We start from the raw sequence: 16,146 nt of genomic DNA, 5'->3' as shown, positions 1-16,146 counted from the left end.
TGTGGATATTCTTTCCGATCAGGAAATGCTGCGTTACAACCGCCAAATCATTCTTCGTCAGTTTGACTTTGAAGGACAAGAAGCACTCAAACAAGCATCGGTATTGATGCTTGGTGCTGGCGGTTTAGGCTGCGCATCAAGCCAATATTTGGCCACTGCTGGTGTCGGTAAAATCACACTGATTGATGATGATATCGTCGAATTGTCTAACCTTCAGCGCCAAGTGCTGCACCACGATGCAGATATTGGTCGTAAGAAGGTAGAATCAGCGGCAGATGCACTACGCGAACTTAATCCGCACATTATTGTAGATACCATCGCAAAGCGTCTTGATGATACAGAACTAAAAAGCTTGATCGAACAGCACACAATTGTTGTTGATGCATCAGATAACGTCGATACGCGCAATCAACTTAACCGCCTATGTTTTGCGACTAAAACACCGCTAATTTCAGGCGCGGCCATTCGTATGGAAGGCCAAGTGAGTGTGTTTACTTACGACGACCCAACACAACCATGTTACCAGTGCTTGAGTGCCCTTTTTGGCAATGGCGCGTTAAGCTGTGTCGAAGCCGGAGTCATGGCGCCTGTTGTGGGTATTGTTGGCGCAGTACAAGCGATGGAAGCGATCAAAGTGATTGCTGATTACGGCCAACCAAAGAAAGGCAAAATTTTGATTCTTGATGCGCTCAGCATGTCTTGGCGAGAAATGAATCTGATGAAAATGCCCACCTGTCCGGTTTGTAGTTAGTTCTAAACCTCTAATCATTCCCAAAAAGCCCAACTCAATGTTGGGCTTTTTCTCATTTTGACAATCAGATTTACAACCCTTCTTCTTACAAATATTAAATCAATAAAATTCAACAACTTAAAACTTGGCACATTCCTTTCATTGCATATATCACGAACCAATGAGAGGGCGAATTATGAAAAGGACATCACTACTACTTGGGTCTCTAATAGCGAGCGCTTACGCACAAGCGGCGCCATTTGATACGTGCCCAAGCCAAGCATACCTGTTCCAATCAACCCCGGTTCAAATCTATGGCGTCAATTTGGTTACAGGCTCTACGACTCTTTTAGAGGACGACACAGGTTTGGCTTCGGGCATCAACGGTGTAGGCTTTAACTTCACTGACCGTTATATCTACGGCTACGACACCACAAACAAAAAGATTGTTCGTCTTGGTAAAGACTTCCAAGCAGAGACGCTTGATGTTTCGGGCCTTCCTACCGACCACACGTTTTACGTAGGTGACGTTTACAACCACGTCTACTACTTGTACCGCAAAGGCAAAGGACTTTTCTCCATTGACCTTTCTCCGCTCGATTCTGATCCAAATGCGACATTGAGCATCGTGAAAATCAGCTCAACAGCGACAGTGAACCTAACCGACTTTGCATTCCATCCAGGTGATGGCTCCCTTTACGGCATCGACAACAACTCTGGTGTGCTATATCAGTTCAACCCATCAAATGGTAGCGCAACTGCGATAGGTGACACAGGTGAGAAAGGCACATTTGGTGCTGGCTACTTCGATGTAAACGGCAACTACTATGTGTCACGTAACCAAGATGGCAAAATCTATCGCGTTGACCTTTCGGAAGGTAACGCAGCCAATATCGCAGCAGGTATCGTTCCTGCGGTTGAGTTTGTATCCAACGGTCCAAGCTCAAGCCAAAATGACGGTGCACGTTGTGCAAATGCTCCGGTGATTAACGAAGACGAGCCAATTGATTTTGGTGATGCTCCAGACAGCTACCACACAACACTTGCGTCAAACGGTCCTCGTCACGAAGTGGACGGTGTAACTTGGCTTGGTTCCGTCGCTCCAGATGGTGATGCCGACGGACAGGCAAACGATAACTCTGTGGGCACAGCCGATGAAGATGGTGTTGGTTTTGTATCCGCACTTGATCCTGGCTTAAGCTCAATTGTGAATGTGACAGCTTCTACTTCTGGCTACCTATCAGCATGGTTTGACTGGAACCGCGATGGTGACTTTGATGATGAAGGCGAACAGGTCTTTACTGACCAATTACTGTCTGCGGGTAATAATCCCCTACCGTTTGTCGTTTCAACCGCTGCAACGGAAGGTTCAAGCTGGAGTCGATTCCGCTTTAGCCAACAAACCGGATTAAACTACGATGGTGGTTCGACATCTGGTGAGGTGGAAGATTACCCAATTACCATCACTGGTAATGGCTACTCAGTGGAATATTTCCCGAGTGCAGAAGATTACGCCACCGTGGCTTATGAAGATAATTGGCCATACACCGCAGACTACGACATGAACGATGTGGTCGTGAAATTCCGCATCACTGAAACCAGTCTTGCTGGTCATGTTGAGAATATCCAGATTACAGGTGACCTAGCGGCCTACGGCGCAAGTTACAAAAATGGCTTCGCAATCCGACTACCGGGTGTATTGAGAAGCTCGATTGAAAACGGATTAACAACGCTATCCTTCAATGGTGTAGAACAAGCATCTAATGGTTTGGAAAGTATTTCTGATGAAGCCATTTTCATCATCAGTGAAGACTTAAGCACACACGCGGCTAGCAGCTGTAGCTACTTCCGTACCGAGTCTGGCTGTGATGATAACGTCTCACTCACCTTTACCTTGAATGTGTACTTCACCGAAGGCTCTGACCGTTCAGCCATTCAAGCCATGCCATACGACCCGTTCATCTTCGCAACGCCGGGGACTTACCATGGCGATGGGATTACCTTCCAACCAGGCCGTAAATGGGAAGTTCACTTAGCAGACCAAGCACCAACAGAACAGTTTGATGACCAAAACCTCTTCGGTGTCGGCGTCGATGCAAGTGCCCCTGCGCAAGGTGTGTACTTCAAAACAGCAAACAACTTACCTTGGGCACTGTTGATAGTAGAAGATTGGGATTGGCCGCTAGAGCGTGTAGACATGGTCGATGCATACCCTCAATTCCAAACTTGGGCTGAGTCTGGTGGCGAACGAAGCACAGATTGGCACACCGCTCCAACACCTAACAAATGCTACATTCCATAGGGAGATAACATTATGAAAGCACTTATCACAATCATCATGGGATTAGCACTAACGGCTTGTGGCGGTGGCGGCGGAGGTGGTAACAGTACACCACCTTCACCAACCCAAACCACCGTTGCAGAGGAAGACACAACCCAACAGGAAGAAACAACCGTAGAAGAGACTACCGTAACTGTAGAAAATGCAACCATGCAGGACCTAGTAGTACCGGATGGCTTTAGCTACAACTCAGTGACGGAGGGTACGCTCAATGTAGACATCAGTGGTTTCTCTTCACAACGTGCACACCTAAGTGTGTACAAAGAGTTTGTCGAGAACAGTTCAGGTAACTACGATGCAAAATATCCAAGCAAAGTCGCATCGGTTCCACTCAACAACGGTACAGCAAACGTCGACTTTAATGTTTCTGATAGCCAAGGTAGCCTACTTGTTGAAATTTGGTTCTATGACGGCAGTGACCCAATTCAGAAAGTGATTACTTCTGGAGACAACACTTGGACCATGTAACTAGATAGATTGAAGGCATGGCGAAAGCGACCTTTCATCATAAATCTTCAATCTCAAGCTTAAAAATCGCATCGTTCTTTTGAACATGCGATTTTTTTGTTGTAAAACAGTAAGATTATCCACCTAGCAAACTAAAGACAATGCAAGCACTGATTAGTACTGATGAACTCAATAGCCTTCTCGGCCAACCTAACGTCAAGCTCCTCGACGCTAGTATTGCGTTTCAAATCCCTTCTGAAGGCAAAAAGATTCAAGATAAGTGGATTCCAAATACTTTACGCTTCGATTACGACAATGACTTTTGCTTACCCGGTTCTTCCCTGCCGCATATGATGCCAACAGAAGAAGGCTTCAACCAAAGTGCGCAACAACTCGGTTTGAACAACGAAGATTTGATTGTGGTTTACGACAACTCTGGCACTTTAGCCGCGCCAAGAGCTTGGTGGATGTTCAAAGCTATGGGACATGATAATGTTCGAGTCTTAAACGGCGGCCTTCCCGCTTGGGTTGAAGCCGGATTCCCTGTTGAAAGTACCCTATCGCAACCAAGCGAAGAAGGTAACTTTGCAGGTAAGCTCAACCAAAATGCCTTTTTGAGTGCACAAGATGTTCTTGCTCATTCAACCAATAAAAGTGCCAACATCATCGATGCCAGAGCCAAAGCACGATTCCTTGGTGAAGTGCCTGAGCCACGAGAAGGTCTACGTAGTGGGCACATTCCAAATTCGGTTTGCTTACCGTTTCAAGAACTCTTGACCAACGGTCACATTAAACCAAACTCAGAGTTGCAACAGATATTTAGCGCACTAACGATAGATAGTGACAATTCGATTATTTTTAGTTGCGGTTCCGGTGTAACCGCATGCATTTTATTACTCGCGGCGTATCAAATTGGTCTAGACAATCTGTCGGTGTACGACGGTTCTTGGACCGAATGGGGTGCTGACCACTCTCTACCTATCGAGCGTTAAGACAAGTGTCTGTTTAACAAAGTATCTTACGTTTATCTAAAGATGATGTGTTCCAATAAACTAAACGCAGCTTCTAAACCAAACTTGTCATTTCGAAATAGAAACTGGCTATGAGTGATTTGTCCCTCCTCATAGCCTGACTACATCAAAAGCCGACTATTTCCGTTAGCGTTCAGATGTCGCGTTACCGTGCATTTGCTCATCTAAGTTGAGCACGGTTAATGCGTTACTAACGCTCGTGGCGATCACGTCTATCGCTCCAGTTCTTAATGCTCCGAGTAGAGCGAGTGGCTTGCTGTTCTCAGCTGCGATCGCAATGACTTCCGAGATCGGCCGAAACTCTTCAATACCAAGTCCAATTACTCGGTCACTCATTACCGTGTTCGCTACATTACCGTGAATATCAAAGAAGTCATAACCTGCAAAATCCCCTACCACACCTTGTTGAAGTCTCGACTGAACCACTTCATCAGGCGTAAACCAACCTAAGTCGACCATGTAACTGTTTTCGCTCATGTCACCAATACCAACCAAAGCAACATCGGCTTTACGTGCTAGGTCGAGCGTTTGTTTCACGGTTGCATTTTGCATGAAGGCCAACTTCTGTTCTCTATTTTCTGCGTATGCCGGCGCATAAAGGGTTTCAGAGGTTCCCCCATATTTCTTCGCCAACTGACGACAAATATGGTCGGCGTTATACATACCGCCACGCGGGTGAATACCACCAATGCCACACACAAATTTACAGTCACGCGGCGTAATAACACCAATATGGTGAGCGACAGACGACACGTTGCGCCCTTGTCCGACCGTCACCACCATGCCGTTTTTGAGCGTGCTAGTGAGATAATTGGACACCAATCCCGATACCTGTAGTCGTTGCGCTTCTTCATTCGGTTGATCAAGAGCAACAAGCGCGCGCTTAACGCCGAATCGCTCGATCAAACGTTGTTCAATCTTGGCGCTGAACACCGGATGGTATTTAACGGTAATTTCAACAATGCCTTCATCACGCGCCTGCTTGAGCATTCGCCCGACCTTTGCGCGTGATATGGCAAATTTTCTCGATATCTCTTCCTGAGTCGCACCGTCTTGATAATACGCGACGGAAATCTCTGTCAACAAATCCGTGTTTTCAATGGAAATATCTTGATTAGAACTGCTCATGGTTTCTCTCGCCCTTTAAGAGGATCGATATTGTATGCAATAAGTGAACATATGCTCATTGACTTAGCATATGTTCTTTATCAATTTAAACGCTACATTTGCTCATCGCAATAACATTTTCTCACTACAATTTTTTACCCTCTTGGACAACGCTCAAGCTTTGAACAATAAGGGCAAACGTTTATTTGGGTTAACCACTAAACACACAGTAAAAAAACGTTGATGAAGTTCACTATAAGTCCATTTCAGCGATTGACTTTCAGCATAGATAGGATAAATATGGACACATCATTTACTCAGCTATCGATCAAATGTTCATAGCATTTGTTCGGTAACGAAATTTTCCGTAGTTGGCTGAGCAGATGTCTCATTAAATGCGATGAGACGGTTAGCTAACTCGCTTGCAAATGCACAAGCTGTGATAACAAAAATCACGCTTAAGCCCATTTAAATAGGATGATCGATTATGAGCAACAAGTTAGAGCAACTTCGTAAACTAACGACTGTAGTAGCAGACACTGGCGAGATTGATGCAATTAAAAAGTATCAGCCAGAAGACGCAACAACTAACCCTTCTCTTATCCTTAAAGCCGCTCAAATCGCAGAGTACGCACCTCTAATCGATGCTTCAATCGAATACGCTAAAGCACAGAGCAACGACAAAGCTCAACAAGTTCAAGATACTTGTGACATGCTTGCAGTAAACATCGGTAAAGAAATCCTAAAAACTATCCCAGGTCGTATCTCTACAGAAGTAGACGCTCGTCTATCTTACGATATGGAAGGCAGCGTAGCGAAAGCTCGTCAACTAGTGAAAATGTACAACGATGCTGGCATCACTAACGACCGTATCCTTATCAAACTGGCTTCAACTTGGGAAGGCATTCGCGCAGCTGAGATCCTAGAAAAAGAAGGCATCAACTGTAACCTAACGCTTCTATTCTCGTTCGCTCAAGCACGTGCTTGTGCAGAAGCGGGTGTATTCCTAATCTCGCCATTCGTTGGTCGTATCATGGACTGGTACAAAGCGAAAGAAGGCCGTGACTTCGAAGCTCAAGAAGATCCAGGCGTACTGTCTGTAACTAAGATCTACAACTACTACAAAGAATACGGCTACAAAACTGTAGTTATGGGCGCAAGCTTCCGTAACATCGGTGAGATCTTAGAACTAGCTGGTTGTGACCGTCTAACTATCGCTCCTGCTCTACTTGCAGAACTAGAAGCAGCTGAAGGTGAAGTAATTGAGAAACTAGTTGATTCTAAAGGCGCAGCTGAGCGTCCAGCACCAATGACTCACGCTGAGTTCCTATGGGAACATAACCAAGACCCAATGGCTGTTGAGAAGCTGGCTGAAGGTATCCGCAACTTCGCCGTTGACCAAGGCAAACTAGAAGCGATGATCGAAGCTAAGCTTTAATTGCTTACCAAAAGCGAGTAGCCCGTCTACTCGCTTTTACCATCAGCGCTATTTTCAAAAAATTCTATTTGAACTTGTTTCGACGAGTTCCCTCTATTTAAATCAAATATCGAGAAGTAATCACTATGGATCGTAAACATCTAGCAAATGCAATCCGTGCGCTAAGCATGGATGGTGTTCAACAAGCTAACTCTGGTCACCCAGGTGCACCTATGGGTATGGCTGACATCGCTGAAGTTCTTTGGCGCTCTCATCTAAACCACAACCCATCAAACCCTGAGTGGGCAGACCGCGACCGTTTCGTACTGTCTAACGGCCACGGCTCAATGCTGATTTACTCTCTACTGCACCTTGCAGGTTACGAGTTGTCTATCGACGATCTGAAAAACTTCCGTCAGCTTCACTCTAAAACTCCTGGTCACCCAGAGTATGGTTACGCGCCAGGTATCGAGACCACAACGGGTCCGCTAGGTCAAGGCATCACTAACGCGGTTGGTATGGCTCTAGCTGAAAAAGCGCTAGCAGCGCAATTCAACAAAGAAGGCCACGACATCGTTGACCACTTCACTTACGTGTTCATGGGCGACGGCTGTCTGATGGAAGGTATTTCGCACGAGGCATGTTCTCTTGCAGGTACTCTTGGTCTAGGCAAGCTGATCGCATTCTGGGATGACAACGGCATCTCTATCGACGGTCACGTTGAAGGTTGGTTCTCTGACGATACACCTAAACGTTTCGAAGCTTACGGCTGGCACGTAATTCCAGCAGTAGACGGTCACGATGCTGACGCAATCAACGCAGCAATTGAAGCGGCGAAAGCGGATCCACGTCCTACACTTATCTGTACTAAGACTATCATCGGTTTTGGTTCACCAAACAAATCTGGTTCACACGATTGTCACGGTGCGCCACTAGGCGCTGAAGAAATTGCAGCAACACGCAAAGAACTAGGTTGGGAGCACGGTCCTTTTGAAATTCCGCAAGAAGTCTACGCAGAATGGTCAGCGAAAGAAACAGGCGCAGCTAAGGAAGCAGCGTGGAACGAGAAATTTGCAGCTTATGAAGCAGCGTACCCTGAGCTGGCAGCTGAATTTAAACGCCGCGTAAACGGTGAGCTTCCTGCACAGTGGGAAGAGAAAGCAAGCCAAATCATTGCTGATCTTCAAGCTAACCCAGCAAACATTGCATCACGTAAAGCGTCTCAAAATGCTCTAGAAGCATTTGGTGCTCTACTACCAGAGTTCATGGGTGGCTCTGCTGACCTAGCACCTTCTAACCTAACAATGTGGTCTGGTTCTAAGTCTCTAGAAGCAAGCGACTTCTCTGGTAACTACATCCACTACGGCGTACGTGAATTCGGTATGACAGCGATCATGAACGGTATCGCGCTACACGGTGGTTTCGTTCCTTACGGCGCAACATTCCTAATGTTCATGGAGTACGCACGTAACGCAATGCGTATGGCTGCTCTGATGAAAATTCAGAACATCCAAGTGTACACGCATGACTCTATCGGTCTTGGCGAAGATGGTCCAACTCACCAACCAGTTGAGCAAATGGCATCGCTACGCCTAACACCAAACATGAGCACATGGCGTCCATGTGACCAAGTTGAGTCCGCTGTAGCTTGGAAACTAGCGATTGAACGTAAAGATGCACCGACAGCACTTATCTTCTCTCGTCAAAACCTTGCGCAACAAGCGCGCACAGCAGAACAAGTAGCAGACATCGCGAAAGGTGCTTACATTCTGAAAGATTGCGAAGGCAAGCCAGAGCTAATCCTTATCGCAACAGGTTCTGAAGTTGAACTAGCAGTAGAAGCAGCAGCACAGCTAACTGCTGAAGGTAAGAAAGTACGCGTTGTTTCAATGCCATCAACAGACGCATTCGACAAACAAGACGCCGCTTACCGTGAAGCTGTACTGCCATCAGACGTAACAGCACGTATCGCAATTGAAGCAGGTATTGCTGACTTCTGGTACAAGTACGTAGGCTTCGACGGTCGCATCATCGGTATGACTTCATTCGGTGAATCTGCACCAGCTGGCGAACTATTCAAAATGTTTGGTTTCACGACTGAAAACGTAGTGAACACAGCAAAAGAGCTACTCGCGTAATTGCAGTAAAAAGATAGTCAGTTTTCTCTATTGCGAATGTGAAAACTGAAAAGCCCCACCAGCAATGGCGGGGCTTTCTTTTATCTGGCTCCTATTCGCATAAACGCAGCCAGGACATAAACATCACAACTTTCGTTACGACTATTTGTCTTCAAATCGAAGTGCGAGCTGATAGAAATCTTGTACTTGGTCTTTCAACTGTCGGCTATTTTGCTCAACTGAATGTGTTGCTGCCAAGTTTTGTTCTGCGGTCGAAGCAATAGAATGAATGTGCTGGTTTACATCACTAGATAGCTTTAACTGGTTATTCGCCGCTTCTGCTACATCAACCATCAGCCCACTCATGGTTTGCATCATCTGTTCAACTTCAGACAAACGCAACGCGCTTTGTTCTGCTACTTGAGAACAGGCATCGGTTTGCTCTTTGTTTGCCAGAATATCTTTCTGCCAACTTTGAATCGTTGCCAACATAGTGGAGATAGAGGCTTGGATTTGTTCAGTTGCATTGGATGTTCGCCCAGAAAGCGCGCGGACCTCATCAGCTACAACAGCAAAACCACGACCTTGCTCCCCTGCTCTTGCCGCTTCAATCGCCGCGTTGAGTGCCAGTAAATTGGTTTGCTCTGCGATCCCACCAATCTCTTCCATCAAATGGTTCACCTTCTGCGCCTGATCACTCAGTTGATACGTCGTTTCCGTCGCTTTTTCAGCTTGAAGGCTTAACTTCGCTAGATTGGTGTGCGTTTGATCAATGGTCTCCTTCGCCATCAAGCATGACTTCAATGTATCATCAATCAACATATGGGCATCATTGGTACTCGAAGAAACCGAATTTGCCGACGACTCCACCTCTTGGGTAGCATCTCGCACACGATGAATATCGGTATTTTGCTGATTTAATGCAGCCGAGACTTCTGCCGTTGTTTGACTGAGCTCTTCGGCGCAATGCTGCAAAGGCAATGCGGAGTCAGTCATTCTTCCTAACACGGTTCGAATTCTTGCGGATAGCATTTTGATATGGAAATCGGCAATCGAAAATGCCGTGTTACCGGAATAGATCAAGCGACTTACGCTGTCATATTGCTTTTGTAACTTTTTAAGTTGCTGAGGTGTATCAATTAACTCTTGGCGGAATAACAGAGCTAGAACACTTGCAGGTAACGCACTTGCAAGCCAAGCCAACGGCCCTTCAACAGACAACGCATATGCGGTTGCAGGTGCGGTTAGTGCACCAAGTAGAATCGCATAGCGAATGGTTTCATTGATTTTCAACGACCAAGTTCGGCCAGACTTCTCTGCAGCACGCATACTTTTGTAGGCTTTTGTCGCAATATCAACCCACTCTCGCTTTGGTTTCACGCGCACTGATTGATACCCAACAACATGGTTGTCTTCGTAGATAGGGGTGACATAAGCATCAACCCAATAGTAACCGCCAGACTTAGTGGCATTCTTAACCATTCCACGCCAGGCTTTACCTTGTTTAAGGCGTGCCCACATGTCACCGAAAGCGGCTTTAGGCATATCATTATGACGAACTATATTGTGGTTCTGACCGACAAGTTCTTCGTGAGTGTATTCAGCAACGCGGCAAAAGGCTTCATTACAATATGTAATAACACCTTGTAAGTTCGTTGTTGAGACGAGTTCCTCAGACTCCCTCACGAGAGTTTCTTGAGCTTTATGAGAAATATTGGCTGACATAGACGAAACTTCTTTAGTTTTTATTGATTTTCGGCAAGATATATACAGGATTTTTATTTTTATTACAAAAAGTTAGATAAAAAGTCTTATCAAATCGACATTTTTATTGTGGGAATTCACATTATCGATAAAAAGATAAAGAAGAGATTGTTGATTTGAGCTAATAAACAAACCCGACACGATCGGCCGGGTTATATATTAAGCCTTAATTAAGCGGTTTGTGATTCTGGCTTTTTATTCGTTTTTAACGCAAACATCGCGATAACGAGTAACACAAATGGAAGAACATACAAATTAAGATTCTGCCAACCTACGGTAGACTCAAGCCAACCAGATAGTAATGCGGTGATGGTGACACAACTGAACACGAAGAATTCATTAAACGCTTGAGCCTTGCTTCTGTTTTTCGCTTCATAGCTTTGACTAAACAGCCCGGTTGCTGCGATAAACATAAAGTTCCACCCTATTCCTAACAGGATTAAAGCAAGGCTAAAATGCCAGATAGACACTCCATGTATGTTAATTCCAATACAAGCAACAAATAGCAATCCACCCGCTAAAATCATATTCTTAGCGCCAAACCGCTCTATCAGACGGCCCGTGACAAACGCAGGTGCAAACATACCCAACACGTGCCATTCGATCACTCCCGCCGCTTTATCAAAATCAAAGCCACAACCAATCATCGCTAAAGGAGTTGCTGTCATTAAAATGTTCATCACCGCGTACGCAACCATTGCCGCGATAACTGCCAGCATGAAATTAGGTCGACGAATAATCAGTCTCAGCTTATCCGCCTTAGCGTGTAGCGCCTGCGTGTGTGCAGGTGGAAAACGAATGGTTTGTAGCACAACCAACGCGGTTATATAAAGCACGACAAGCACAGCAAATGCACTAATGTATAAGCCATCATCTGACCACTGCTGCGAGTACACGGCCAGATTAGGCCCAAGGATCGCCGCTAACACCCCACCCGCCATAGATATCGAAATCGCCCTATGCCTTGCCGACTCTTCACACACTTCAATGGCAGCAAACCTGTATAGAGTACCGAAACCTATACCAACACCAAGCAAAAACGTAGACATGCAGAACAGATAGAAGTTTTGTTGACTTAATGCATACGTCGCTAGACTAGCACCCAAAATGCCAATGACATTACCAAGGCTAAAACCAAGGCGACGCCCTAACTTGCCCATAATTAGCGACGCAGGAATTGTCGCGGCCATCAGTCCCAAAAACTGCAGTGCAACTGGTAATGTGATAAAACTTGATGACGGCGCAAGTGTTTTGCCAATAAGGGCAATAACAGATATGAGTAAAATATTCCCTGTCATTAATAAGGCTTGGCAGAGGGATAGAAGCCATACATTACGATTCAATTCCAAATTCCTTTTGGTTACAACGTATACAGATAACATATAGGAAAGCAGAAACAATAGAAAGATATGAGAGTAATTCTCAACAAAAAGAGCCAGAGGCATAGTACCTCTGGCTCTTCACTATTCACTTTTCGCTTTTATAAAGTTTTTCTGTTGAGCTTACTTGTTGCGGCGCGCTTTTACTGCATCAGAAAGCTGACGAAGTACCGTTTCCGTGTCTTCCCAGCCAATACATGCATCAGTGATCGACTGACCATAAGTGGCTGCTTTACCATCCACTAAGTCTTGGCGACCTTCAACTAAATGAGACTCGATCATCACTCCAAAAATGGCTTCTTCGCCACCAGAGATTTGCTCGGATACATCATCAGACACCAGCATTTGACGCTTGAACTGCTTCGAGCTGTTAGCATGGCTAAAATCAATCATCACTTTTTTCGGCAGACCTGCAGTGTCCAGCTCATCTTTAATTTGAGCTACATGTGCTGCACTGTAGTTTGGTTCTTTACCGCCACGTAGAATAATATGGCAGTCTGGATTACCAGCGGTTTCTACGATCGCGGAATGACCGTATTTTGTTACTGAAAGGAAGTGATGGGAAGCGCTTGCAGAACGAATCGCGTCGCTCGCTATTTTAATATTCCCGTCAGTACCGTTTTTGAAACCTACAGGACAAGAAAGACCAGAAGCTAGCTCGCGGTGAACCTGAGATTCTGTCGTACGAGCACCGATAGCGCCCCAACTGATCAAATCCGCCACGTACTGAGGTGTGATCATATCTAAGAATTCACTTGCCGTTGGCAAGCCCATATCGGTTAGATCAAGAAGAAGTTTACGTCCGATACGTAGACCATCATTTAGCTTATAGGTGTCATTTAAGTAAGGGTCATTGATAAGGCCTTTCCAACCAACGGTTGTACGCGGCTTTTCAAAATAAACTCGCATAACAACCTCAAGCTGCTCGCCCAGTTCATCACGTAGTACTTTTAGCTTTTTACCGTACTCAACCGCGGCAGCCGGATCGTGAATAGAACACGGGCCAACGATCACGAGTAATCGATCGTCTTTTCCTTCAAGAATATTGTGAATGGCGTTACGGCAATCAAAAGTGGTCGAAGAAGCGGTTTCAGTCGCTGGGAACTTCTCTAATACTGCAACAGGTGGCAATAACTCTTTTACTCTATTTATTCTTACATCATCAGTTTGAAACATTACTTCTACTTCCTGGTTTTATTTCCGACCCCATTTTTACCAACTGAACTCATTGCAACATTGTTCACAAAGCGAGCAGCATCAAGGGCTGTGGTCATTTTCTGTCTAGCGTTTAAGTAACTTATCGGCTTAGGCGTAGACTTGCAATCAGTTTTTGCAAATAAATGCAAATAAAAACCACCTGTTAACCACCACGCACAATGTAAAGTAAAGTTTACGAAAAAAAGTTCAAAATAATCATCAATTTTCTTATGCACCAAAAAATCTTTACTACAATGTAAGAAATATCAGAAGTTTGTGAGGTATTTTTGGGTAGTAAATGTTGATCAAGTTCAAATATATTGTTGCTTGATATGAAATGATTAGAATATTAAACTAATTTCTTATAAACGCTGGTTTTTTCTAATTTTTTGATAAAACGAAGTAGAAGTTAATATGCAATCAATACAAGGAAACATTATGAACAAAGTAGCAATTGCAGTAGCAGCAGTGGTAGCTGGTAGTAGCGCGCTTTTAAACTCTGCTCAAGCTGAAATGTACATCGGGGGCAAAGTGGGCATGACTACACTTGACGACGCTTGCTATCTAAATAGCCCTTGTGATGATGAAGCGTTCGGTGCAGGACTACATATCGGTTATGACTTTACCGATATCATTGGGCTAGAGTACGGCGTAGACTTCTTAGGCGACTACAAAGCTAACTCGATGTCAGGGGCTAACACGGTTAATACGATTGACGGCAATCTAACGGCTTTAACACTTGCACCTAAATTCAACTGGCACTTAAACGACTCTTGGAATCTGTTTGCTAAGATCGGTGGTGCTTACATGATGTCTGATGACGAAACAGACTTTGTCCCAACAGGTTCTTTGGGGGCTGAATACTCGATCGATAGAAACTGGAGTGTTCGCGCTGAATACCAACGCTACCAAGACATGTCTGACGACGTGTGGGACGACATGGATGCTAACTTCTTTGGTATCGGTGTTAACTACAAATTTGCAGCAGCTCCAGTTGTTGCAGCAGTTGTAACGGAAGAAGTGATCGAGCCAGATCCAGAACCAGTGATGATGAGCAAGGTGCACAAAGAAGAGTACGGTACAGGTACGTTTGAATTCGATAGTGCTAAGTTAACAGAGTCCGTTTCTGAACGTCTGGACAACTTTGTTTCATTCTTGAACGAATATCCTCAAGCTCAAGTAGAGATTACTGGTTACACGGATAGCTCAGGCCCTGCGGCATACAACCAAAAACTGTCTGAGCGTCGTGCTCAATCTGTTGCTGATTACCTAACCGCAGCTGGCATTGGTTCAGATCGTTTGACAGTTAAAGGTATGGGTGAAGAAAACCCAGTTGCTGACAACAGCACTCGCGAAGGTCGTGAGAAAAACCGTCGCGTAGAAGTTGTGGTACCTTCATTTGAATACCAAGAGCTAGTTCAACCAGAATAAGCATCTATGATTCATGATCGATGATGTGGTAAAAATTAATGGGGTGCATTTGCACCCCATTTTGATCTCATATTAAGGGATATTGCCACTATGGTTTTGGGAAAAAGATCAACTCATTATCTTGCACCATAACGCAATCCATACCAGCTGCATGCGCCGCTCGCTTCCCCAACTCAGTATCCTCGAACACAAGACACTGTGACGCCTCCAAGTCGAGTTGTTCCGCGGCCACCAAAAAGGTATCTGGAAAGGGTTTATGGTTCTCTACATCACTCGCGGTTACTACAACATCCAACTTGTCTAATAAACCTGCATGACTTAATAAGCGCATGGCACTTTCTCGTTGGCTGCCAGTCCCGACTGCAATTTTCTTATGGCCTAAATATTCCTCTAACACGATGTTCGTGCAAGGAATAACGTCACCATGAAGCTCCATAGCAGCGAATGTTTCCATTTTAAATGTCGCGACAGTTTTAGGATCTAACGAAAGCTCATGCACACGATTTAGTTCCTCAACAATTTTAAAGCTCGGCATCCCTCCCAAACTGTGAAACCATTCCTGGCAAAACGGAAAATCAAAACGCTCAGCAGTTGCTTGCCAAGCTGCCAAGTGGGCTGGCATGGTATCGATTAGAGTACCATCCATATCAAATATGAATCCCTCATAGGGTCTAAAATCAATCGTGCTCATGTCTTTTCTTCTATTTGTGCATCTGTAATGTTAATTTATCAGCTCTTTCAATCGTCCTTACCGGCATTTACTTATCATGCTCAAAATTTCGAACTCCGTCACAATTCAAGAGTGGGAAATTCAATTATCCCCAATTAGAGCTCAAGGAAATGGTGGCCAGAACGTTAACAAGGTAGCGTCCGCTATACACCTGCGCTTTGATATCCGGAATTCCAGCTTACCTGACTTTTACAAAGAGCGATTACTTGCACTTTCTGATAGTCGTATAAGTAAAGATGGCGTGATCATCATCAAAGCGCAACAATTTCGGACACAAGAACAAAATAAGGAAGACGCCCTAAATCGGCTTCAAGCATTGATAAAAGCTGCCGCTTTACAGGAGAAGAAGCGTATTAAAACGAAACCAACCCGCGCTTCTCAACGCCGACGACTTGATACAAAAAACAAGCACGGAGCGAAAAAACAGCAACGTAAAAAAGTGCTGTATTAGTGCA

14 protein-coding genes are annotated in these 16,146 nt (G+C 44.9%); 8 read left to right on the top strand and 6 right to left on the bottom strand.

Annotation, left to right across the window (positions count from 1 at the left end):
• Position 1: 1 nt before the first annotated feature.
• From moeB to N646_RS19490, 4 genes are all read left to right on the top strand, one after another.
• Positions 2 to 751 (top strand): molybdopterin-synthase adenylyltransferase MoeB, encoded by a 750-nt coding sequence (moeB, locus tag N646_RS19505; RefSeq protein WP_017819905.1) that lies wholly within the window; start codon positions 2 to 4, stop codon positions 749 to 751.
• 175 nt (positions 752 to 926) lie between these two features.
• Positions 927 to 3,032 (top strand): LruC domain-containing protein, encoded by a 2,106-nt coding sequence (locus N646_RS19500; protein ID WP_017819904.1) that lies wholly within the window; start codon positions 927 to 929, stop codon positions 3,030 to 3,032.
• Between the two features lie 12 nt (positions 3,033 to 3,044).
• Positions 3,045 to 3,539 (top strand): hypothetical protein, encoded by a 495-nt coding sequence (locus N646_RS19495; RefSeq protein ID WP_017819903.1) that lies wholly within the window; start codon positions 3,045 to 3,047, stop codon positions 3,537 to 3,539.
• A gap of 140 nt (positions 3,540 to 3,679) precedes the next feature.
• Entirely contained in the window at positions 3,680 to 4,510 is an 831-nt protein-coding gene (locus tag N646_RS19490) for a sulfurtransferase (RefSeq protein ID WP_017635204.1), read from the top strand.
• A 165-nt stretch (positions 4,511 to 4,675) separates the two neighbouring features.
• On the opposite strand, the gene N646_RS19485 is transcribed toward N646_RS19490, so the two are convergent.
• Positions 4,676 to 5,677 carry a sugar-binding transcriptional regulator gene (locus tag N646_RS19485; RefSeq protein ID WP_005387670.1) on the bottom strand — a complete coding sequence of 334 codons (1,002 nt, stop codon included), beginning with the start codon at positions 5,675 to 5,677 and terminating at the stop codon, positions 4,676 to 4,678.
• Between the two features lie 466 nt (positions 5,678 to 6,143).
• Between N646_RS19485 and tal the strand changes: the two genes are divergently transcribed.
• Positions 6,144 to 7,094, top strand: coding sequence for a transaldolase (gene tal, locus N646_RS19475; RefSeq protein WP_017819902.1), 951 nt, complete (start codon positions 6,144 to 6,146; stop codon positions 7,092 to 7,094).
• 125 nt (positions 7,095 to 7,219) lie between these two features.
• Positions 7,220 to 9,211, top strand: coding sequence for a transketolase (gene tkt / locus N646_RS19470; protein WP_017819901.1), 1,992 nt, complete (start codon positions 7,220 to 7,222; stop codon positions 9,209 to 9,211).
• 141 nt (positions 9,212 to 9,352) lie between these two features.
• Here tkt and N646_RS19465 read toward each other — a convergent pair whose 3' ends face one another.
• The 4 genes from N646_RS19465 to N646_RS19450 all read right to left on the bottom strand — a co-directional run bounded on the left by N646_RS19465 (position 9,353) and on the right by N646_RS19450 (position 13,766).
• Positions 9,353 to 10,915, bottom strand: a complete 1,563-nt coding sequence (locus N646_RS19465) for a methyl-accepting chemotaxis protein (protein ID WP_017819900.1) — start codon at positions 10,913 to 10,915, stop codon at positions 9,353 to 9,355.
• Positions 10,916 to 11,124: 209 nt separating this feature from the next.
• On the bottom strand, positions 11,125 to 12,297 hold the full coding sequence (locus tag N646_RS19460; protein WP_021035943.1) for an MFS transporter: 1,173 nt from the start codon (positions 12,295 to 12,297) through the stop codon (positions 11,125 to 11,127).
• A 159-nt stretch (positions 12,298 to 12,456) separates the two neighbouring features.
• Positions 12,457 to 13,509, bottom strand: a complete 1,053-nt coding sequence (gene aroG, locus N646_RS19455) for a 3-deoxy-7-phosphoheptulonate synthase AroG (protein WP_005389030.1) — start codon at positions 13,507 to 13,509, stop codon at positions 12,457 to 12,459.
• A 5-nt stretch (positions 13,510 to 13,514) separates the two neighbouring features.
• Entirely contained in the window at positions 13,515 to 13,766 is a 252-nt protein-coding gene (locus tag N646_RS19450) for a hypothetical protein (RefSeq protein ID WP_017819898.1), read from the bottom strand.
• A 202-nt stretch (positions 13,767 to 13,968) separates the two neighbouring features.
• Here N646_RS19450 and N646_RS19445 point away from each other — a divergent pair, with 202 nt between their 5' ends.
• Positions 13,969 to 14,961 carry an OmpA family protein gene (locus N646_RS19445; RefSeq protein ID WP_017819897.1) on the top strand — a complete coding sequence of 331 codons (993 nt, stop codon included), beginning with the start codon at positions 13,969 to 13,971 and terminating at the stop codon, positions 14,959 to 14,961.
• Positions 14,962 to 15,049: 88 nt separating this feature from the next.
• On the opposite strand, the gene N646_RS19440 is transcribed toward N646_RS19445, so the two are convergent.
• Entirely contained in the window at positions 15,050 to 15,652 is a 603-nt protein-coding gene (locus N646_RS19440) for a beta-phosphoglucomutase family hydrolase (protein WP_017819896.1), read from the bottom strand.
• A 76-nt stretch (positions 15,653 to 15,728) separates the two neighbouring features.
• Between N646_RS19440 and arfB the strand changes: the two genes are divergently transcribed.
• Positions 15,729 to 16,142, top strand: a complete 414-nt coding sequence (arfB, locus tag N646_RS19435; protein ID WP_005389036.1) for an alternative ribosome rescue aminoacyl-tRNA hydrolase ArfB — start codon at positions 15,729 to 15,731, stop codon at positions 16,140 to 16,142.
• Positions 16,143 to 16,146: the final 4 nt, after the last annotated feature.

The organism is Vibrio alginolyticus NBRC 15630 = ATCC 17749 (genome assembly GCF_000354175.2).
GTDB classification, from domain to species: domain Bacteria; phylum Pseudomonadota; class Gammaproteobacteria; order Enterobacterales; family Vibrionaceae; genus Vibrio; species Vibrio alginolyticus.
Note: the sequence above shows the minus strand (reverse complement) of the source record. Positions and strands in the feature narration are given on the sequence as shown.